The 19,834-nt window shown below is 61.3% G+C and carries 15 protein-coding genes; 7 read left to right on the top strand and 8 right to left on the bottom strand.

Going from position 1 to position 19,834, the window contains the following annotated elements; genetic code table 11:
- Nucleotides 1-25 precede the first annotated feature (25 nt).
- Nucleotides 26-1,288: a lipopolysaccharide biosynthesis protein gene (locus BW978_RS21130; RefSeq protein ID WP_076397807.1), complete on the bottom strand. Its 1,263-nt coding sequence runs from the start codon at nt 1,286-1,288 to the stop codon at nt 26-28.
- A gap of 278 nt (nt 1,289-1,566) precedes the next feature.
- Between BW978_RS21130 and BW978_RS21125 the strand changes: the two genes are divergently transcribed.
- The gene (locus BW978_RS21125) at nt 1,567-3,144 is read left to right on the top strand and encodes a GumC family protein (protein ID WP_244552024.1); all 1,578 of its coding nucleotides are present in this window, start codon (nt 1,567-1,569) and stop codon (nt 3,142-3,144) included.
- Nucleotides 3,145-3,156: 12 nt separating this feature from the next.
- Here the strand turns inward: BW978_RS21125 and BW978_RS21120 are convergent, their stop codons facing one another.
- The 3 genes from BW978_RS21120 to BW978_RS21110 all read right to left on the bottom strand — a co-directional run bounded on the left by BW978_RS21120 (nt 3,157) and on the right by BW978_RS21110 (nt 6,601).
- Nucleotides 3,157-4,413, bottom strand: coding sequence for an O-antigen ligase family protein (locus BW978_RS21120; RefSeq protein WP_139330629.1), 1,257 nt, complete (start codon nt 4,411-4,413; stop codon nt 3,157-3,159).
- Between the two features lie 40 nt (nt 4,414-4,453).
- Entirely contained in the window at nt 4,454-5,443 is a 990-nt protein-coding gene (locus BW978_RS21115) for a glycosyltransferase family 2 protein (RefSeq protein ID WP_076397804.1), read from the bottom strand.
- Between the two features lie 96 nt (nt 5,444-5,539).
- Nucleotides 5,540-6,601 (bottom strand): glycoside hydrolase family 5 protein, encoded by a 1,062-nt coding sequence (locus tag BW978_RS21110; protein ID WP_244552023.1) that lies wholly within the window; start codon nt 6,599-6,601, stop codon nt 5,540-5,542.
- A 433-nt stretch (nt 6,602-7,034) separates the two neighbouring features.
- Here BW978_RS21110 and purU point away from each other — a divergent pair, with 433 nt between their 5' ends.
- The 3 genes from purU (at nt 7,035) to BW978_RS21095 (ending at nt 11,533) form a co-directional block, all read left to right on the top strand.
- On the top strand, nt 7,035-7,919 hold the full coding sequence (gene purU, locus BW978_RS21105) for a formyltetrahydrofolate deformylase (protein WP_076397803.1): 885 nt from the start codon (nt 7,035-7,037) through the stop codon (nt 7,917-7,919).
- Nucleotides 7,920-8,035: 116 nt separating this feature from the next.
- Complete coding sequence (locus BW978_RS21100; RefSeq protein ID WP_076397802.1) at nt 8,036-10,963, top strand: aminotransferase; 2,928 nt, start codon at nt 8,036-8,038, stop codon at nt 10,961-10,963.
- A 162-nt stretch (nt 10,964-11,125) separates the two neighbouring features.
- Entirely contained in the window at nt 11,126-11,533 is a 408-nt protein-coding gene (locus tag BW978_RS21095; RefSeq protein WP_076397801.1) for a DUF3307 domain-containing protein, read from the top strand.
- Nucleotides 11,534-11,543: 10 nt separating this feature from the next.
- Here the strand turns inward: BW978_RS21095 and BW978_RS21090 are convergent, their stop codons facing one another.
- Nucleotides 11,544-12,443, bottom strand: a complete 900-nt coding sequence (locus BW978_RS21090; RefSeq protein ID WP_076397800.1) for a LysR family transcriptional regulator — start codon at nt 12,441-12,443, stop codon at nt 11,544-11,546.
- A gap of 152 nt (nt 12,444-12,595) precedes the next feature.
- Between BW978_RS21090 and BW978_RS21085 the strand changes: the two genes are divergently transcribed.
- From BW978_RS21085 to BW978_RS21075, 3 genes are all read left to right on the top strand, one after another.
- Complete coding sequence (locus BW978_RS21085; protein WP_076397799.1) at nt 12,596-13,879, top strand: NAD(P)/FAD-dependent oxidoreductase; 1,284 nt, start codon at nt 12,596-12,598, stop codon at nt 13,877-13,879.
- Nucleotides 13,880-13,917: 38 nt separating this feature from the next.
- On the top strand, nt 13,918-15,459 hold the full coding sequence (locus BW978_RS21080) for an L-piperidine-6-carboxylate dehydrogenase (protein ID WP_076397798.1): 1,542 nt from the start codon (nt 13,918-13,920) through the stop codon (nt 15,457-15,459).
- Nucleotides 15,460-15,584: 125 nt separating this feature from the next.
- Complete coding sequence (locus tag BW978_RS21075) at nt 15,585-17,108, top strand: bifunctional aminoglycoside phosphotransferase/ATP-binding protein (RefSeq protein WP_076397797.1); 1,524 nt, start codon at nt 15,585-15,587, stop codon at nt 17,106-17,108.
- Nucleotides 17,109-17,112: 4 nt separating this feature from the next.
- Here BW978_RS21075 and BW978_RS21070 read toward each other — a convergent pair whose 3' ends face one another.
- From BW978_RS21070 to exbB, 3 genes are read right to left on the bottom strand one after another with little or no spacing between them, the layout of a single operon-like run.
- The gene (locus BW978_RS21070) at nt 17,113-18,042 is read right to left on the bottom strand and encodes a TonB family protein (protein ID WP_076397796.1); all 930 of its coding nucleotides are present in this window, start codon (nt 18,040-18,042) and stop codon (nt 17,113-17,115) included.
- Nucleotides 18,039-18,518, bottom strand: coding sequence for a TonB system transport protein ExbD (gene exbD, locus BW978_RS21065; RefSeq protein WP_076397795.1), 480 nt, complete (start codon nt 18,516-18,518; stop codon nt 18,039-18,041). Before exbD ends, BW978_RS21070 begins: the two co-directional genes overlap by 4 nt.
- A 4-nt stretch (nt 18,519-18,522) precedes the next feature.
- Nucleotides 18,523-19,698 (bottom strand): tonB-system energizer ExbB, encoded by a 1,176-nt coding sequence (exbB, locus tag BW978_RS21060; RefSeq protein ID WP_076397794.1) that lies wholly within the window; start codon nt 19,696-19,698, stop codon nt 18,523-18,525.
- Nucleotides 19,699-19,834: the final 136 nt, after the last annotated feature.

The raw sequence follows: 19,834 nt of genomic DNA, 5'->3' as shown, positions 1-19,834 counted from the left end.
ATTGGTGAGCTTCGCGGCGAGAACGTCAGACCCGCTTGGCCGGCAACCTGAGACTCGAGTAGGTGAAGATCGCCGAGATAACATAGAGGCCGGCAAAGACACCGTTCAAAGCGATGATCCAGTCCTGCCCCTCATGTGCAAAACTGTTGAGCAGGAGCGCGATCATCCCGGCCTTGCTCAGCGTCAGAAGTGCAAGACACAGCGTACGCAGCCAGCTTTGCCCACGCGCATACATCAGCTCCCCCTGGTACTCCGCGAGATTGCGAAACCCCGGAACGAGCAAAACAAGCGGCAGCAACTCGGCAACTGGTGCCACGTTGCGACCGAGCGCATTCGGATAAAGGTGCAGGAGGAAGGCGAGTGTTGCGAGCCCGGCAACGGAGACGATCATCAAGCCCGCTTCGATGAGGACCCTGACCTTGGGTGACCTCAACATGTCAGGGCTCTGCATCAGTTTCTGCACCAGGATCGTGTTGAAGGAGCGGATCGGCAGCGCAGTCAGGTCCACGACCCGCATGATGATCGCATAGACACCGGCAACGGCCGGCCCACCAATCCCGAGCACCATCAGCTTGTCGAGCTCCGACTGCAGGTAGAACAGCAGTTCAGCACCCGCGACGGCGAGAGAATCCTGCACCCGCCGAAGATAGAGCCGCATATCGTAACGCAGCCGAACGCGGGGGTAGAAGTAGAGGGCAACGACCAGCGATGCGGCATTGGCGCCCGTATACCACCACGCCCAATGGTCGAGGTCCTGGACCGAGGCTTGGCTCCAGAAGAGGCCAGCGGCCGCCGCGCGTGCAGCAGTTCCAAAGATCACCAGGAGAGCAGCGAGCCCGAAACGCTTGAGCCCATTGTTGACGATGATGACGATCTCGGCCGACCGCCATAGCAAAATCTCGGCGATGAGCACCAGGGAAAAGGTGAGCAGGCCGACATCGTCGGAGAAGAACAGAAAATAGATCAGCAGCGCCGCGACGACGACGAGCGGCAGGGAGAGAAGAGAAGCGAGCAGATAGCCAACCGTGTAGACGCCGAGAAGCCGCGGCTTGACGACCGCAATGCGATAAAGCGGTGAGCTGAAACCGAGCGCCAGGAGCCGCGAGAGGACGAGCCCGGCGCCCGACGCCGTGGCGAAGATGCCGTAATCCGCAAGGGGCAGCGTGTTGGCCAGCACGACGAAATAGGCGAGAGAGACAACCAGCCGTCCCGCAGATCCCGATATGACCGAGAAATAGGAGTTTAGGAGCTGTCTGTTTGCAGAAAGGTGCCGAAGGATCGCGTTCACGTGGTGTCCAGAGTTGCTGAAGGCGCAGGTCACATTTCGGACGGCGGCGACACCTGCAGAAGCTACGTCCCAACGGTTAATTTTCCGATCTTTTAACCATTTGTTTTTGATAAAAAATTAAATTTGCGCAACGCGAACCATTTCCCGAAGCAAGGGCTGACATGTATCTGCGCGATGATCGCACCAGTCACGGAGGCAAAGAGCCCGGCGCCGCAGGCGCAGAGCGCCTATCCGGACACTCCGCAGACACCCCTGTCGGGCGGCCTTCCCTGCGGGACATGCTGGAACGCCACGACGACTACCTTGATTTTCTGCGCGCCCGCGTATCCATGCTCGAGGGCCAGGTGAACAGCATGGAGGTCGGGGAAACCAGACCTCCCACTCCGGCCGCCATCCCGACGCAGGAGCCCTCGCCCGAAATCTCCACGGCCAGTCGTCTGGATGAGAACCGCGACGGCAACACCGTCCCGAGGGACGAAGCCGAATGGAAGCCTCTGATCGACCCCTTCCTCGTCATCGACATTCTCAAACGGTCCCATCGCATTCTGATTGCCTCGACCGTGATCGGCGGCCTCTTTGGTGCTGGTTATGCCATGACCCTGCCGAAACTCTGGGTCGCCAGCAGTGACATCCTCGTCGACCCAAGACAGATCCGCACCGTCGGCGACCAGTTGACCACCGATCAATTGCCGACCGATGCCTCGCTCGCCGTGGTCGAAAGTCAGGCACGTATAGTCAAGTCGAACAGTGTCTTGCTGAAAGTCATCGAGCAAGCCGATCTCAAGCAGGACCCGGAATTCAACGGCACCCTCCGCCCCTCCGGCCTGAGCGCCCTCTGGTCGACAGCGTCCCAGGGTGACGCCCAGAACGTCGAGTCTCGGGTCTTGAACCACCTCTATGAGGTGATCAACGTCAACCGGGATCAGAAGACATTCATCTTTTCGATCTCCGCAGAAACGCGGGATCCGGAGAAGTCCGCGCGTCTGGCCAACATTGTCAGCGACGTCTTTCAGCGCGAACTGGCCTCGATGCAATCGGACGCTGTTCGCCGCACATCGGACGAACTGTCGAGCCGCCTTACCGACCTGCGCATGAAGCTCGAAGAGGCGGAAAAGGCCGCTGAAAGCTTCCGCAATTCGAATGACCTCGTGAATGTCGACGGCAGACCGATCGTGGACAACGATCTGAAACTGCTGAACGAAAGACTGAGTTCGCTGCGCGTCGAAACCGCCGGCCTGCGCGCCAAGATTACCAGCATCGCGAAGATGGCAGCCTCCAGCGGCGGTGAACTGGCGCTCCCCGAAGACGTGAGTTCCGACACAATCGCGGTCCTGCGCACGCGTTATGCCGATCTGCGCAAGGAACTCGAATCGATCGCGGCCCGCTATGGACCGCAACACCCGAGATATATCGAGGCACAATCGCAGGCCAGCGGGATGCTCAACCAGATCCGTGAGGAACTCGGCCGCATCCGTAGCGCCCTCCAGGTCGAACTGGACCGCTCCCTCCAGCAGGAAGTGGCACTCACCAGCCGCCTGCGGGAACTCAAGGACACCCAAGCATCGAACAATGACAGCCTCGTCACCTTGCGGGAACTCGAGCGCGAGGCGGCGGCACGCCGTTCTGTCTACGAATCCTTCCTGCTCAGAACCCGCGAAACCGGGGAACAGGAAGCAATTACACTCGCCAATATTCAGGTCCTGTCGGAGGCGCGCCCACCGCTGGATCCGGTCGGTCCCTCTCGCAAGGTCATAGCACTCGGCGGTCTGATCGCTGGATTTGGCATCGGCGTCCTGCTCGCCCTTGGCCTGAATTTGAGACGCTTGTGGAAACGCCGCGAAGACGCGCAGGCCTGAACGAAAGGTAGCTCAAGCAAGTGTTCGCGGGATGGGCACTCTCGCCACGAGCCTAAGGCCGATCACCCCGTAGAAGCAGAGCATCCAGACCGGGTCCATGCGACGGAAGAAGAAGCTCTCCATCATCGCATTCAGCGTCGTGAAGAACACGATCATCATGAAGAAGTCCGCGAGCAACCTGTTCTCCCGGGCCGGCCTGCAACGCATATAGTCGACCAGCGGAAGCAGGATCAGGACCGCCAGCGCGACGATGAGGGCAGGTATCCCCATGGAGATCGCGATATCGAGATAGCCGTTATGGGCATGCACGATGCCGCGCACATCCCAGTCGAGATAATAGGGATTGGCGGCATAGCGGACCAGATCCGTACTCCAGAAACTCTCATAGCCGAAGCCCGTGAGCGGGCGATCGGCCAGTGCATCGAGCCCGAATTTCCAGATCGAGACACGGCCGGTAAATGTCGGGTCGATGCCGAGCCACAGAACGAACTGGTGGATCGGTTCGATGAGGACGGAACCAAAGGTCAGGAGAGCGAAGGCAAGCTGGCAGAAGAACACCGCGATCGGTGTCAGCACGCGAAGCCCGATCGCACTCGGAACAAGAACCAGGAGCGCCGCAACGGGCACCAGTCCAAGCGTGGTCTTGGAGCCCGTCTGGCTGACAAAAATCAGGGCCGACACCCCGATCACCACGCCGGCCCAGCGGTCGCCGCGTCGCCAGAGGTAGATGGCTGCAAAGGCGAATGCCGCCATGACCGGCCCGGCGATATTTTTGTGCGTGAAGACCCCGCGCCAGAGATAGGAATTCTGAGGCTCCAGCGCGTCGAAGCCATGGGTTGCCAGAGAGGGGACCAAGGGTAGCCCAGCATAGCAGATGAAGATCAGGATGCCTGCGACCACGCTCAACATGCGGGCATAGCCATCTCCATCCTGCGGCAGCGCCAGCACGGTCACGATGGTCATCATCACGATCAGGGTGAGAATGATGCCGCGCAACGTCGCACTCGGATCTGGAGCGGCGAATCCGGAGAGCACAAGAAAACCGATCATCAGCAACCAGACCGGACCGATTAGGGACGGCAGCCTGCGCAGATCGGCGAGCGTCAGCAGTGAGCATAGCGCAATGAGGCCGAGCAGGCCGAAACCCAGCTGATTGACCAGATTGCCGCCTTCTTCCACACCCTCGTGAACCGGCGAGAAAGGCTGGAACGAGATCAGCATGACCGCAAACAACAGGATGCTCACGACGACGGCCGCCCGGCGCAGCATCTGCGCGGGATAGGCAGGCCTCAGCCCCGCGACGTCAGGGTCAGCGCCCGTCCGTATGTCGATACTGTTCATCGGCATATCCGAAATGTGCGAGCGTCCGGCCAAGGCCGACATGGACGAAATAAAGGCTGTTTTGCAGCGATCCGAGGCGGCGAGCGGCCATGATCGCCTTCAACGGCGAGAGGGTCAGCAGGGCAATGCTCTTCAGGAACACCCGGAAGCCCCCCAAGGGCTCGCTGGCGCGCCGACCTTTTTCGACCAGGCTGGAGATCACACCATCGCGAATGCCGCGCGCGCGCAGCCAGGATCGCTCAAGACGGTTTGCAGGCACGGTCTCGAGGACCGGCGCCTCGTGACACCAAGCGGCTTTGAAACCTTTGCGCACCGACTGATCGATGAAGTTCGCATCCCCGCCACCGGTGAAGTTGAACCTCGGATCGAGAAACGGATAGGTATTTGCCTCAAGCAGAACGCGGGAGACCAGGAGATTGCCGGAGGAATAGAGGAGCGGGACAAGCCCAGTCGTCTGATAAGGCGGCGTGAACACCGGATGTCGAGGCACATCGCCGGTTTCAGTCGTCGGGAAGACCGGCACTTGCGGGCCACCGACCAGATCGGCACCAAACATTTCCTTGGTGCGGCTCATGGCCTCGATCCAGTCCGGATCGGCAATCTCGTCATCATCGATAACAAGCAGATGGCTCATGTTGGGGAAGTGCTGAAGCGCCGTCAGCCAGGCAGCATTGTAGGCATTACAATTTCCCCTGAGCGTCTCAACGATCAGTATACCGTTGATCTGCCCCGTTTCAAACAGCGGCCGGGCCGCCACCACACCCTCGCGGTGATCACTGTCATTGTCGACCAGCACGACGGCATAGCGACGGTTTGTCCTTTGGGCCGCCAGACTTTCAAGCGTCTTGATAAGGTGCACCGGTCGCCGAAAGGTCGGCACAGTCACGACAACCGTGACGGCGTCATGCGCCAGATCAGGCGTCTGCGTGACCAGCTCGATGTGATCCGGTAAGGCCAATCGGGAGCTCTTTCGAATGTGCGGAACTGCGCCGAGCAAATACCAAAACTGTTGATACCAGCTTAACCTCTGCACTGTTTCGGGCGGCTGGCGGCCTCAGGGACGCTCGAGGCCCGGGCAACCGTCCGCCGCGCCGACGAAGTCGTTGAGCACGGGTGCGAGACCACTGAGCTGTGGTCGATCGCCGTTTTTGGTCGGCTGGATGTTGAGCTCTTCGGTTTCGGGCCACCAGTCACCAGCCGCCCAATAGGTCCAGCCGATCCACGATGTCTTGTCCTCATCAAGCAGCTTCACAACCTCCGTCAGCACCGCCGTACATTCCGGTGTACCCGGAACACCGAACTCACCGAGGAAGCCTCGCTGACCGGTTTCCTTCAACCATTCGCCGACCTCGCGGATGGCATCGACGGCATCGGCTGCGCGGCTGCAATTGTTCAAAGTCCCGGAAAAATCGTCGTCGAAATACTGGTGAAGCTCGAAGGCATAATTGTTAGCCGGGTCCTTGATGCTCAACAGCACCTCTGCATTCGCCCCACCATACCAGTCGCCGAACCAGCTATGCGCGCCCGTCCAGGACGTCCCCGGAACCAGGATCAGGTTGTCTGCACCCACCTCGCGAATGCCCGCGATCGCTTCGTTGGCGACATCACGCCAATCCGTCGACGAGATGTCGAAGGGCTCGTTCATCAGGCCGAAGACCACATGTCGGTCTCCCTCGAACTCCTTCGCCAGACGCTGCCAGAAATCGACAAAGGCGGACACGGGAACCTCTTCGGTCCCGATCAGCTTCTCGAAGTAGCGTGCGTAGTTGTGGGGATCGAGGATCACAGTCTGATTGAAGGATCCGATCGTTGCGACGGTTTCCTTGAGACGGCTGAGCTCGGCGGGGTCGAAGTCGCTGTTCAGCTTCGGCTGCAAGCGCTCCCAAAGGAACGGGAGCCGCACCGTATTGAACCCCTTACCTGCGAAATAGGTGACCGTTTCAAGCGAGGGGTAGATATAGCCTTCGCCGAATACACCTTGCAGATTGCCGAATTCCGCCCCGGCGAGGTTTATTCCACGAAAGCAGGCACTGCTTGTGGCAGCAAGTGAATTGACTGGCATTGCCATGGCCAGCGCAGCGGAAATCAGGCCAAGCGTCATTTTCCGTTTCATCATTTTCAAACCTGTCTTGGCCTGGATATCGCGGAGGTTTTAACGGGTCCCCGGCACAATGTCATTCTGGTTCTAGCAAGAGCATTCATGCGTGTGGTCTAGACCGCGCTTCAAATCACACTTTGAGGAGCACGCTGGGGAAGCGCTCCTGAATCCCCAAGAGCGGATCGCCGGTGAGTGGCAAGAACAGCTCAGAAGATTTCACACTGATCACCAGACGAAACGGCGAAGATGCGCCCTGGAAAGACGCAATGGGAACGGGGTTTTGCATTTCCTGCCCTAATCTCTGCCCATCGCAAAGGTGCGGAAACCGCAGGCGCGCTTGCCGACAGCCTTTGAAAGACGATGAGGATCAGCAACACGGCACGCTTCCGATCGTGCCGGACATGCGATAGAGACACGGCGCCTGCGCCATGCCGAGGAGATGAGAGAACCGATGACGAGCTATGTTTTGACCGTATCCTGCCAATCGACCCGCGGAATCGTGGCGGCGATTTCCGGCTATCTCGCCGAGCAGGGCTGCAACATCGTCGACAGCTCGCAATTCGACGATCTGCATACGGGCCAGTTCTTCATGCGCATCTCCTTCATCTCTGAGGAAGGCGCCAACGAAGCCAAGCTCGAGAAGGGCTTCATTCCCGTCGCCGAGAAATTCGGCATGAACTGGAACCTGCATGATGCCGCCAAGCGCATGAAGGTCCTTTTGATGGTGTCGCGCTTCGGCCATTGCCTGAACGACCTGCTCTACCGCTGGAAGATCGGGGCGCTGCCGATCGAGATCGTCGGCGTCGTCTCCAATCATTTCGACTACCAGAAAGTCGTCGTGAACCATGACATCCCCTTCCACCATATCCCGGTGACCAAGGCCAACAAGCTCGAGGCCGAAGCCCGCATCATGGATCTCGTCGAGCAGACCGGCACGGAACTCATCGTGCTCGCACGCTATATGCAGATCCTGTCGGACCAGATGTGCCAGAAGATGTCCGGCAAAATCATCAACATCCACCACTCGTTCCTGCCGTCCTTCAAGGGCGCCAATCCCTACAAGCAGGCCTTCGAACGCGGCGTGAAGCTGATTGGGGCCACCGCCCATTACGTCACCGCCGATCTCGACGAAGGCCCGATCATCGAGCAGGATGTCGCCCGTATCACCCACGCGCAGTCGGCAGACGATTACGTGTCGATCGGCCGTGACGTTGAAAGCCAGGTGCTGGCGCGTGCGATCCACGCCCATATCCATCACCGCACCTTCATCAATGGCAACCGTACGGTGGTCTTCCCGGCAAGCCCAGGCTCCTACGCCTCCGAGCGCATGGGCTGAGCATAAAAAGGGCGTCGGAAACGGCGCCCTTTGTCGTTTGCCCACACGGTTCTGCGGGATAGACGCGACACTAGGCTCTGCTAATCTCCCGACATGATTCCCGTGGGAGGAAACGTATGGCCGACTCGGCTCTGCTCCAGCGCACAGAACTGCCGCGCCCGAACGTCACGCTGGCCGATGCGAGGGTCGTCTTCAACGAGTTCTACGGCTTCAGCGGCACGATCCGGGAACTCGGCAGCCAGCAGGACCGCAATTTCCTGATCGACACCGGCGAAGAACGGCTCGTTCTCAAGGTGACACGGGCGGAATATCCTCAGCAGGAACTGGATGCCCAGAACAGGGCCATGGAGCACTTGCGCAATCTTGATCTCGGCCTGCGCATACCCGAACCGATCCCGGCCCTGACCGGGGAATATATTCCCCAGATCGAAGTTGGCGGGCACTACTACTGGGTCAGGCTCCTGTCCTATTTGGATGGAGAGCCCCTGACGCGCCAGAAATATCTTGCTCCTGAGGTCGTGGCGTCTTTCGGTGACGTGGTCGCCAGGATTGCAAGCGGGCTCAAGGATTTCCGTCACAGCGGGCTGGAACGGGAACTGCAGTGGGATCTGCGCCGCGCAGGCCCGGTCGCACTGCATCTCCTGAAATCGGTCGCGGACCAGAAACAGCGGGACCGTATCGCCAAAGCGATGATCGTGGCCGTGAAGCGCCTGCAGCCACTCGCCTCCGAACTGCGCATTCAAGCCATTCATCACGACATCACCGACGACAACGTGGTGGCCACACCGAATGCAACCGGCCGCCTGATGCCAGATGGCGTCATCGACTTCGGTGATGTTCTCTATGGATGGCTGGTGGCCGACCTCGCGGTGACCTGCGCCGCACTCCTGCACCACGCCGATGGAGACCCCTTCTTCATCCTGCCCGCCATCAAGGCCTTCCACGCGCGCTACCCGCTCAACGAGGTGGAATTGAAGGCACTATGGCCGCTGATCGTCGCGCGCGCAGGCGTGCTTGTCGCAAGCAGCGAACAGCAGCTATCGATCGACCCCGACAATGACTATGTGCTCGGCAATATCGAGCACGAGCGGACGATTTTCGAGGTGGCGACCTCTGTGCCCTATCCGTTGATGGAAGCGGCCATCCTGGATGCCGCCGACATGCTTCCGGACGAGCCGGAGCTCACGATGTCCCATCCGCTTCTTCCCTCGCTCGCACCCGCAGACTTCCGCCTGACGGACCTGACGGTGACGAGCCCGGACCTGCCGCGCGACACCTGGAGCGACCCGGAGATCGACTGGAAGCTGCTGGCTCGCGCGGCGATGGAGACGGGCGTTTCTTCGACCCGCTATGGCGAATTCCGTCTGTCCTACACCAAGCCACTGTCGCCAACGCCACCAGCAACGTTTGCTCTGCATATCGACGTCTGCCTGCCAGGTGCAACGGAAGCCTTCGCTCCGTTCGACGGAACCATTCTGCTCGACGGCCATCACCTGATCCTGTCATCGACCGATCTGTCGCTTCATCTGGATGGCATCGACTGCAGCCTGGAAAATGGCACGGCCGTAAAGGCGGGCGACGCGATCGGTGCGGTTGCCGGCGCAGCGGGCGGGGTCGGCGGCCTGCGCATTCAGCTTTGCCGCGATCCGGATCTCGTCCCCCCACTCTTCGCCAAGCCGCAGCAAAGCGCTGTCTGGCGCCGCATATGCCCCTCGCCTTCGACGCTGCTCGGCGTCGGCGTCAATGCGCCGGCACCGGAGAGCCATGCGCTTCTGGAACGCCGCAAGAACAGCTTCGCCAAGCCGCAGAAGAACTACTATGCCGACCCACCACAGATCGAACGGGGCTGGCGAGAGCATCTCTTCGACGTGAACGGCCGCGCCTATCTCGACATGGTCAACAATGTCACGATCCTAGGCCACGGCAATACACGTTTGGCCGAGGCGGTCGGCAGACAATGGGCCATGCTCAACACGAACTCGCGCTTTCACTACGCCGCCGTCGCCGAATTCTCGGATCGCCTCGCGTCACTCGCGCCGGAGGGCCTCGACACAGTCTTCCTCGTGAATTCCGGCTCCGAAGCCGTGGATCTCGCGCTTCGGCTAGCCTGGGCCCATAGCGGCCACCGCAACATCCTGAGCCTCCTGGAGGCCTATCACGGATGGACGGTTGCGAGCGACGCGGTCTCGACCTCGCTCGCCGACAATCCGCGCGCCCTGGAAACACGCCCGGACTGGGTGCACCCGGTGATTTCGCCAAACACCTACCGCGGCAAGTATCGCGGCGAGGGTTCAACCGATGGCTATGTTCAGGCGGTCGCGGCAAAAATCGCTGAGATCGAGGAGGCTGGTGGACAGCTGGGCGGCTTCATCGCAGAGAGCGTGTACGGCAATGCCGGTGGCATTCCCCTCCCGCCGGGTTATCTCGGGGACGTCTATCAACTCGTTCGCGAGCGTGGAGGTCTCTGCATCGCCGACGAAGTTCAGGTCGGATACGGACGCCTCGGTCATCATTTCTGGGGCTTCGAACAGCAGGGCGTCGTGCCGGACATCATCACGGTGGCCAAGGGCATGGGCAACGGCCAGCCGCTCGGCGCCGTGATCACCAGGCGCGAGATCGCCGACAGCCTCGAAAAAGAAGGCTATTTCTTCTCATCCTCCGGCGGCAGCCCTGTAAGCTGCGTCGTCGGGATGACCGTCCTCGACATCATGCGGGACGAAAAACTGCAGCAAAATGCCCGAGACACCGGTGACCATCTGAAAGCACGGCTTGAAGCTTTGGGCCAGCGTTTCCCGATCGTTGGCGCTGTGCACGGAATGGGCCTCTATCTCGGCCTGGAATTCGTGCGTGATCGCGAGACGCTGGAACCTGCGACGGAAGAGACTGCGGCCATCTGCGACCGCCTGCTTGATCTCGGCGTCATCATGCAACCGACGGGCGATCATCTTAACGTTCTGAAAATAAAGCCGCCGCTCTGCCTTGGCAAAGAGAGCGCCGATTTCTTCGCGGACATGCTGGAAAAGGTGCTTTCTGACGGCTGGTGACGACAGAGGCAGTCACTACTATCTCCCTAATTTCGCGCTCCGAAACACGCCGATTGCGTAAAGGAAGTGCAAAGCCCAAATCTGGGTAAACTAAATGGCAGCTTCACAGCGTTTTGAAGAGTGGTCTATCTTCGGACAGAATAGGAAGCCGAAGGAATACTCATGCCCATCATACCGGAGCAAATCGCCAATGATCTTCTGATCTGGGCCGTCGCTCTGTTCGTCATCAAGCATCTCCTAGCCGATTTTCTGCTACAGACCAGCTGGATGGCACAAGGCAAGGAGCGGATCGAAGGGTGGATGGCACCCTTGTTCGCGCATATCGCCGTGCATGCTTTGGGAACCCTGTTGATCTGCCTAACGATGGCGCCGCAACTCGCCTGGCTTGCGGTTGTCGATCTTGCCGTTCACGGACTGATCGATAGAAGCAAGGCACTGGTCCAGCAGCGTTACCACTTCAAGGTGGACCAGGCCGCCTATTGGTGGCTTTTCGGCACCGACCAGACCCTGCACCATCTCACCCATCTCGCTTTCGCCGTCTGGATTGCGGCTGCAGCAAGTTCATTATGATCAGCCACCACTAGCTCCCGGCAAGTTCCTTGACGATCCAGTCCCGGAAGGCGACGAGCGGCGGATAGGCCGCCCTTTCCCGCGGAAAGGCAAGGTAGTATCGTTGCGCGCTCTGCATGGGGCGATCGACTGCGGCCACCAACTCGCCCCGTGCAAGCTCGTCCTGGATCAGGAAGGTCGGAAGCAGCGCCACGCCAAGCCCCCCGATCGCCGCCTGCGATGCAGTGGCGAACTGGTCGAAGAGCATGCCATGCACATTCTCGAAGGCGACGCCGGTTTCCGTGAACCAACGTTCCCAGGCATCCGGCCGGGTCGTGAGATGCAGCAGAGGCACGCGCAGAAGATCGGATGGCGCTTGGATCTCATGCGCCTGTTTGAAGTCCGGGCTGCATGCAGGAATCGTCTCCTCCCGCATCAAGAGTGTCAGTTCCGCACCCGGCCAGACGGCATCGCCGAAATGGATCGCCGCATCGATCGAATCCAGTCGGAAGTCGAATGGCGACAGTCGCGTCACCAGATTGATCGTGATCCCGGGATTGGTGGCCAGAAACTGCCCGAGGCGCGGGGCGAGCCAACGGGCACCGAATGTCGGCAGGATTGCGAGATTGAGCGTTCCGCCATGCGGATTGGCGCGCAGGTTCAGGGACGCGCTGGAGATGCGGCGAAGCGCCTCCCGTATCTCCCGGGCATAGCTATCACCGGCGACTGTCAGCCGGATCGTCTGGCGTTCGCGTAAAAACAGCTCGACACCAAGCTGGTTCTCCAATGCCTTGATCTGCCGGCTGACCGCACTCTGCGTCAGATCGAGCTCCCGTGCCGCCGCCGTGATGCTCCCCGTCCGGGCTGCGGCCTCGAATGCAGTGAGCAGCGACAGCGATGGAAGGAAGCGGCGGGCAGGCAGCATAGTCATGCCTTTTTGGAATGATCTCTTGAGAATTTATCGCTGGAATGGCGTAGAACGCTCTTCTAGAAATCACAAGACTGTACGGGGCGGAATGACATGGGACACGCAGTGGTCTCGTGCGGCCAGCCCCGGCACATCGCAGATCTCGGGGCCACACCATGCTGAACGATCCTCGCTCCCACGGACTTTGGGAAAAGACGGCCCCTGCCGCGCCCCAGACGGCGCCCCTGCGCGGCGGCGCAACTGCGGATGTCGTGATCGTCGGCGGGGGCTATACCGGCCTTTCCGCAGCCCTGCACCTCGCCGAAGCCGGCACCAGCGTTGTTCTGCTGGAGGCGAAGGAGATTGGCTTTGGCGGTGCGGGCCGCAATGTCGGCCTGATCAATGCCGGCATGTGGGTCATGCCAGACGACCTGCCGGGCGAACTCGGCCCAGTCTATGGCGAGCGGCTGCTGGACCTTCTTGGCAACGGACCGCGGACCGTGATGGAGCTGATCGATCGCCACGGGATCGAGTGTGAGTTGGAGCGCTCGGGCACCCTGCATTGCGCCGTAGGCAGCGCCGGCCAGAAGGAGATCGAGGCGCGCGCCGAGCAATGGCAACGCCGCGGCGCGCCCGTCGACTTGCTGGACAAGGCAGAAACGGAATCCAAGATCAGCACCCGCGCCTACCAGGGCTCCCTCCTTGACCGCCGGGCTGGCACCTTGCAACCACTCGCTTACGCCCGGGGCCTTGCTCATGCGGCACAAAGGGCCGGAGCGGTTTTGCACACGGCAAGCCCGGTTGCAGCCTATGACAAGACAGCCGACGGCTGGAGGGTCACCACGGCTGAAGGCATTGTCGATGCCCAGTGGATCGTCGTCGCAACGGATGCCTATAGCAACGGCCCCTTCGCCGCCGTACGCGAAGAGCAGGTTCATCTCCCCTACTTCAATTTTGCGACTGTCCCTCTCAGCGACAACTTGCGTAAGTCGATACTGACGGAGCGCCAGGGTTGCTGGGATACCAAGGAAGTGCTCTCCTCCTTTCGCATGGACAAGGCCGGCCGCATGGTCTTCGGCAGCGTCGGCGCCCTGCGCGGCACCGGCCTTGGGATCCATCGCGCCTGGGCACAACGCGCACTCAAAGCGATCTTCCCGCAGATCGGCGACATCGCCTTCGAAAGCGAATGGTATGGCCAGATCGGCATGACGACCAATGCGCTCCCGCGCTTCCACAAGTTTGCTCCGGGCGTCATTGGCTTCTCCGGCTACAACGGCCGAGGCATCTCACCCGGCACCGTCTTCGGCAAGACCATCGCAAGCCACATTCTCGGCCAGATGTCAGAGGACGAACTGCCCCTACCGCTGACTGATCCACACGCACCGGCCTTCCGCACCCTCAAGGAAGCATGGTACGAGGCCGGCGCCCAGGTGGCGCATCTGACCGGCGCACGATTTTGAACGAACAAGAACCAGGTAGACCTGACGGAAGGACCATCATGACACTCGCCACTCTCAAGTTTTCCGCCGAAACGGCATCGCTGATGGCAAGCTTCGGCGTCGACGCAAAGGCGCTGACCGGCGGCACGCTTTCAGTTCGCTCACCGATCAACGGCGAGACCATCGCAGCCGTCGCCGAGATCTCCGCCGACGACACCCGCAAGGCGATCGAAGCTGCCCACAAGGCGTTTCTCGAATGGCGCCTCGTGCCCGCACCGCAGCGCGGCGAACTGATCCGCCTGCTCGGCGAAGAACTGCGCGCCGCCAAGACCGAACTCGGCCGCCTCGTCTCCATCGAAGTCGGCAAGATCACCTCGGAAGGCCTGGGCGAAGTCCAGGAAATGATCGACATCTGCGATTTCGCCGTCGGCCTGTCGCGCCAGCTTTACGGCCTGACGATTGCGACCGAACGCGCCGAACACCGCATGATGGAAACCTGGCATCCGCTCGGCGTCACCGGCATCATCTCGGCCTTCAACTTCCCCGTCGCCGTCTGGTCCTGGAATGCAGCACTCGCGCTCGTCTGCGGCAACTCGACGATCTGGAAGCCGTCGGAAAAGACCCCGCTGACTGCCATCGCCACCCAGGCGATCTTCGAAAAGGCCGTGAAGCGCTACAACGCGCAAGGCGGCAAGGCTCCCGCCAATCTTTCGACGCTCCTCATTGGCGGACGTGACATCGGCGAGATCCTCGTCGACAACCCTAAGGTCCCGCTGATCTCGGCAACCGGTTCGACCGCCATGGGCCGCGCCGTCGGCCCGCGTGTCGCTGCCCGTTTCGGCCGCTCGATCCTCGAGCTCGGCGGCAACAATGCTGCCATCGTCGGCCCGACCGCCGATCTTGATCTGACGCTGCGCGGCGTTGCTTTCTCCGCCATGGGCACCGCCGGCCAGCGCTGCACCACACTGCGTCGCCTCTTCGTCCACGAGAGCGTCTACGACACGCTGGTCCCGCGCCTCGTCAAAGCCTATGGCTCTGTGACCATCGGCAACCCGCTTGAAGCCGGCAATCTGATCGGACCGCTGATCGACAAGGGCTCTTACGAGCGCATGCAGCACGCCCTGGAAGCTGCCAAGGCCAATGGCGGCAAGGTTCATGGCGGTGATCGGGTTCGCTCTGATGAAGCAGCAGATGCCTTCTACGTGCGCCCGGCCCTCGTCGAGATGCCGGAACAATGCGGCCCGGTCGTCGAGGAAACCTTCGCGCCGATCCTCTATGTCATCAAGTACTCGAACTTTGACGATGCTCTCGCACTGAACAACGACGTACCGCAGGGCCTTTCCTCGTCGATCTTCACCAACGACATCCGCGAAGCCGAAGCCTTCGTCTCCGATCGCGGTTCGGACTGCGGCATCGCAAACGTCAACATCGGCCCCTCGGGTGCCGAAATCGGTGGCGCCTTCGGCGGTGAAAAGGAAACCGGTGGTGGCCGCGAATCCGGCTCAGACAGCTGGAAGGCCTATATGCGTCGCCAGACCAACACGGTGAACTACGGCCGCACTCTGCCACTCGCCCAGGGCGTCAAGTTCGACATCGAGTAATGCTATGAAGGGGTCGGCGGCCAACCGCCGGCCCTTCTTTCCTGCGACAAAGGTCCATGCGCCAGACGCTGGCCTTTGAGCAACGGATGAGTGAGACTGAAGCAGCCGTCAGATATGAGGGATGCATGCCAGTCGAGGACCAGTCCGCCGCCATCGCCTTTCTCCGCGATCCCGAGAGCCATGGCATCACCTCGCCTGTCGAGGTGATCGAAACCCACATCTCCCTCATCTTCCTGGCCGGCGACAGGGCCTACAAGCTGAAGCGCGCGGTGAAGCTGCCCTATGCTGACTTCTCGACGCTCGATCTCAGAAAACGATACTGCCATAGAGAAGTGGAGCTGAACTCCCGAACCGCGCCGGAGATCTACTTCGGTGTGAGGACCATCGGCCGGGACACGACCGGCAAACTCGCTTTCGACGCTGAAGCGCCCCCTATCGACTACGTGGTCGAGATGCACCGCTTCTCGCAGGACAAGCTGTTCGACAGGATGGCGGAAACGGGCAGCTTGCCGAAGACCTTGATGGAAGAAACGGCTGAGCGCATTGCGGACTTTCACGGGATGGCGGAGGTGCTGCACGCGGGAAGCGGCGAAGCCAACCTCGCCGCCGTTCTCGATATCAACCATGCAGCTTTTTCCGCCGTGCCGCTCTTCTGGGCCGACGATACAAACCGTCTGAACAGGCTCTTCCGGGAGGCCCTCGATCGCCACGCAACTCTACTCGACGAACGAGAGCGCCAAGGCATGATCCGCCACTGCCACGGCGACCTTCATCTGCACAACATCTTCCTCGGGCCCGAGGGTCCGCGCATGTTCGACTGCATCGACTTCAACGAAGGCCTTGCGACCTCGGACATCCTCTATGATCTTGCCTTTCTGTTGATGGATCTCTGGCATCGAAACCTGCCGGAGTATGCCAACGCCGTGGTCAATCGCTATCTCGATCGAACGGGCGATGACGCCGGCTATGGGCTGATGCCATTCCTCCTGGCACTGAGGGCCGCGATCCGCGCTCATGTCGGCGCGACACTGGTGCGCGACCTCGGAGATCGCACCGGCCATGGCGCAGAGGAAGCGATCGCCTACCGAGATCTGGCGCTCGAGCTGCTGCAGCGGAAGGAACCGATGCTGGTTGCCATCGGCGGGCTAAGCGGCTCTGGCAAATCCACCCTCGCCGAAGCCATGGCGCCCCGTCTGGGGCTTGCTCCCGGCGCGCGCCTGCTCGAGAGCGACCGCCTGCGCCGCGCAATGCTCGGCCATGCGCGAGGTCATCCTATGCCACAGGACGCCTACAAGCCGGAAACATCAGCACGCGTCTATGCGACCCTCGCCGAAAAGGCTGGCATGGTTCTGAGGTCGGGCGGCTGCGTCGTCGCCAATGCCGTCTTCGCCCATGCTGACGAAAGAATAGCCATTGAGGAAGTCGCGCGGGCGAACCATGTGCCGTTCGTCGGACTGTGGCTGGAGGCGGACCCGGCTGTTCTCAGAGCCCGCGTCGAGGCCCGACCGGTTGTCGACTCGGATGCGACGGTGAGCGTGCTCGACAAACAGTTGGAGAGCGGAACCGGTCCGATCGGCTGGCATCGCATCGATGCGGCAAGACCCCCGGCATCCGTTGCGCAGGCGGCGCTGGATCTCGCGGCCGCCTGAAAAGTCAGCGAAGGTTGAAGCGCACGGGTGCCGTGATCGTCTTGTTGACCCCGACAGGGGGGGCCGGCACCGGCGAAGCAGCGCGCACCATGTCGAGAACCGCGTTGTCGAGCGTCGGAAAGCCCGACGAGCGAGACAGCGCGACGGACAGCACATTGCCGGAATCGTCGATCCGGAACCGGACATAGACGGTGCCTTCTTCCCGGTTGCTGCGGGCAGCACTCGGGTAACGCTTGCGACGTTCGAGATGGGACATCAGACGCGACTGCCATCTCGCCGGCGAAACGCTCCGACCGGCACCGCTGGCGGTTGCCGCAGCCGCATTGCGGGTCGATTGGGCGACCTCGGCCTTGGCTGTGCGTGCCGCCTGCGATGCGGGAGGCGTGGCCTGCTTCTTGACCACTCTCTTCGGCGCCGGTTCCTTTTTCTTCTCGATCTCCGGTTTCGGCACGGGCGGCCGCAGCATCGGGATCGGAACCTCGACATTCTCCAGTTCCGCCATCACCATCTGCTCGATCGGATCGATCTCCGGCAGAGGTTCCGGCAGCGGCTCGGGCTCGATCAGCGGAGGCACTTCGGGCTGAAGTTCTGCGACCTCGGGTTCTGGCTCAGGCTCTGGAGGCGGCGGCTCCGGGAGAGGCTGCTCCACAGGCTCGGGAATGGGTTCAGGCAGCGGCTCGCTGGTTGCGGTCTTGACCTCTTCTGCATCGACCTGTTCGGTCGAGATCTCGGTCTCGTCTGTGATGACGGCCTCAGGTTCCGGAGCAAGTTCGATCATGATCGCCGGCGGCGGCCCGCTATCGGCCATCAGCATGTCCGGTTCGCGCAACAGAACAGCCACCGCACCCGCATGGGCCGTGGCGATCAGGACCCCGGCCGTTGTCCACAACAGCCCTTCACCAAGGATCCGTTTCGTGGAGCGAGGCTCGATCATGGTGCCGGTCCTACGGGCTCAGCCGCTGAAGCAGCATCAGGCGTCGGCGCGGCCGCAACCGCTTCCAGCCCAACCAGGGCGATCTTTAGATATCCCGCATCCCGCAAGAGGTTCATGACCTCCATGAACTGACCATAGTCGACCGTCTTGTCGGCACGCAGAAAGATGCGCGCGTCCTTGTTGCCCTCGGTCATACGGTCGAGCGACGTGCCGAGCGTCTCGCGTGCGACGGTGTCGTTTCCAAGAGCCAGGCTCATGTCTTCCTTGAGAGTGACATAAACGGGCTCATCGGGACGCTCAGCGGGCTTGGCCGTGGAAGCGGGCAGATCGACATTCACATCGACCGTCGACAAGGGAGCGGCGACCATGAAGATGATCAGCAGCACCAGCATGACGTCGATAAACGGCGTCACGTTGATCTCGTGATTCTCGGCCAGATCGTCGCCCGAACTGTTTTCTCTGATGCCACCGGCCATGGGTTCACTCCGCCGCCATCGCCATGGCCTTGGTCGCCTGGGCGATCCGGGCGCTCTTGCGGAAGTCGAGATCACGGCTGACCAGCCGCTCGATGCCGGCACCGGCATCGGCAAGAAGCTGGCGGTAGCCCGTCACGGAGCGTGCAAAGACATTGTAGATGATAACAGCCGGAATGGCCGCGACCAGACCGATGGCCGTCGCCAGCAGCGCCTCGGCGATACCCGGTGCGACGACGGCAAGATTGGTGGTCTGCGTCTCGGCAATGCCGATGAACGAATTCATGATACCCCAGACCGTGCCGAAGAGACCGACAAAGGGTGCGGTGGAACCGATGCTGGCGAGAACGCCCGTGCCCTTCGACATCCGGCGACCTGCCCCGGCTTCGATCCGCGCCAGCGCCGAACCGACGCGTTCCTTGACGCCTTCGCCACCGACCTGGTCGATTGCCGCATCGGAAAGACTGACCTCATGCTGGGCGGCACGAACCATGGTCGCCACCACACCACCGCGATTTTCGAGGGCCTGAAGGGCGTCACGCAATTGGCGGGCATTCGCAACGGCCTTCAGGCCGCGCTTGGCGCGTGCCCGCGCACCGAAAAGCTGCAAAGATTTAGCAAGCCACACGGTCCAGGTCAGAACCGAAGCCACAGCCAGCGAAATCATCACTGATTTGACCACCCAGTCTGCTGCCATGAACATGCCCTCAGGCGAGAGATCATGCGGCATGGCCTTCGTCGGCGGCACGTCCGTACCAGCCTCGACCTCGGAGGCAAGCGGATCCGTCGGAGATTGCGCGGCTTCACCGCCGGTGGCAGCGGCATCGACCGGCTGCACGGCAGAAGGAAGGTTGGCAGCGTCGGAGACTGGGGCCTGCGCGCTCGGAGCGGTCACGGCCTCTTGTTCTGGTGGAGAAGCCTCACCGTTGGGGTTCGCAGGCGAAATGGGGGCGGCGGTCGCTGCCGGAGGCGTGGAAGCGTCGGGCTGCGTCATGACGCGAGGCGAAGTTGCAGAGCTTTCACTTGTCGTCGGCGCAGCTGTCGCGCCAGTCTGAGGCGCGACGACGGGTGTTTCCGTGGCCGCCGGAGCCGGCTGCTGGGCCTGCGCCAGGGATGCAGACAGAACAAGAGTAAGAAGAAGGCCAAATCGCTTCAGCGAAGGTCCCGAATGGTTGAGCGGCATTGGGAGCTCCTTATGAACTTGTGATACAAAACAGGCGCTCATCCCGCGCCGTCACGCTGCCTTCCCCATATAAAACTTGATAATCGGTGACAAGTAATAAAACAACCAAAGCGCGGTTTTCCAGCCGTCGCAATCG

This window comes from Rhizobium sp. RU33A, assembly GCF_900156055.1.
GTDB lineage: Bacteria > Pseudomonadota > Alphaproteobacteria > Rhizobiales > Rhizobiaceae > Allorhizobium.
The sequence above is the reverse complement of the archived record's forward strand: the minus strand, read 5'-3'. Positions and strand labels throughout refer to the sequence as shown.

What these genes read in the sequence shown, in the direction of transcription:
- exbD (WP_076397795.1), bottom strand. Translation starts at nt 18,518, where the DNA reads ATGGCCGGTGGCATCAGAGAAAACAGTTCGGGCGACGATCTGGCCGAG.
- BW978_RS21070 (WP_076397796.1), bottom strand. Translation starts at nt 18,042, where the DNA reads ATGATCGAGCCTCGCTCCACGAAACGGATCCTTGGTGAAGGGCTGTTG.
- BW978_RS21095 (WP_076397801.1), top strand. Translation starts at nt 11,126, where the DNA reads ATGCCCATCATACCGGAGCAAATCGCCAATGATCTTCTGATCTGGGCC.
- BW978_RS21090 (WP_076397800.1), bottom strand. Translation starts at nt 12,443, where the DNA reads ATGACTATGCTGCCTGCCCGCCGCTTCCTTCCATCGCTGTCGCTGCTC.
- purU (WP_076397803.1), top strand. Translation starts at nt 7,035, where the DNA reads ATGACGAGCTATGTTTTGACCGTATCCTGCCAATCGACCCGCGGAATC.
- BW978_RS21085 (WP_076397799.1), top strand. Translation starts at nt 12,596, where the DNA reads ATGCTGAACGATCCTCGCTCCCACGGACTTTGGGAAAAGACGGCCCCT.
- BW978_RS21120 (WP_139330629.1), bottom strand. Translation starts at nt 4,413, where the DNA reads ATGCTGCGCCGGGCGGCCGTCGTCGTGAGCATCCTGTTGTTTGCGGTC.
- BW978_RS21100 (WP_076397802.1), top strand. Translation starts at nt 8,036, where the DNA reads ATGGCCGACTCGGCTCTGCTCCAGCGCACAGAACTGCCGCGCCCGAAC.
- BW978_RS21080 (WP_076397798.1), top strand. Translation starts at nt 13,918, where the DNA reads ATGACACTCGCCACTCTCAAGTTTTCCGCCGAAACGGCATCGCTGATG.
- BW978_RS21125 (WP_244552024.1), top strand. Translation starts at nt 1,567, where the DNA reads ATGCTGGAACGCCACGACGACTACCTTGATTTTCTGCGCGCCCGCGTA.
- BW978_RS21075 (WP_076397797.1), top strand. Translation starts at nt 15,585, where the DNA reads ATGCCAGTCGAGGACCAGTCCGCCGCCATCGCCTTTCTCCGCGATCCC.
- exbB (WP_076397794.1), bottom strand. Translation starts at nt 19,698, where the DNA reads ATGCCGCTCAACCATTCGGGACCTTCGCTGAAGCGATTTGGCCTTCTT.
- BW978_RS21110 (WP_244552023.1), bottom strand. Translation starts at nt 6,601, where the DNA reads ATGATGAAACGGAAAATGACGCTTGGCCTGATTTCCGCTGCGCTGGCC.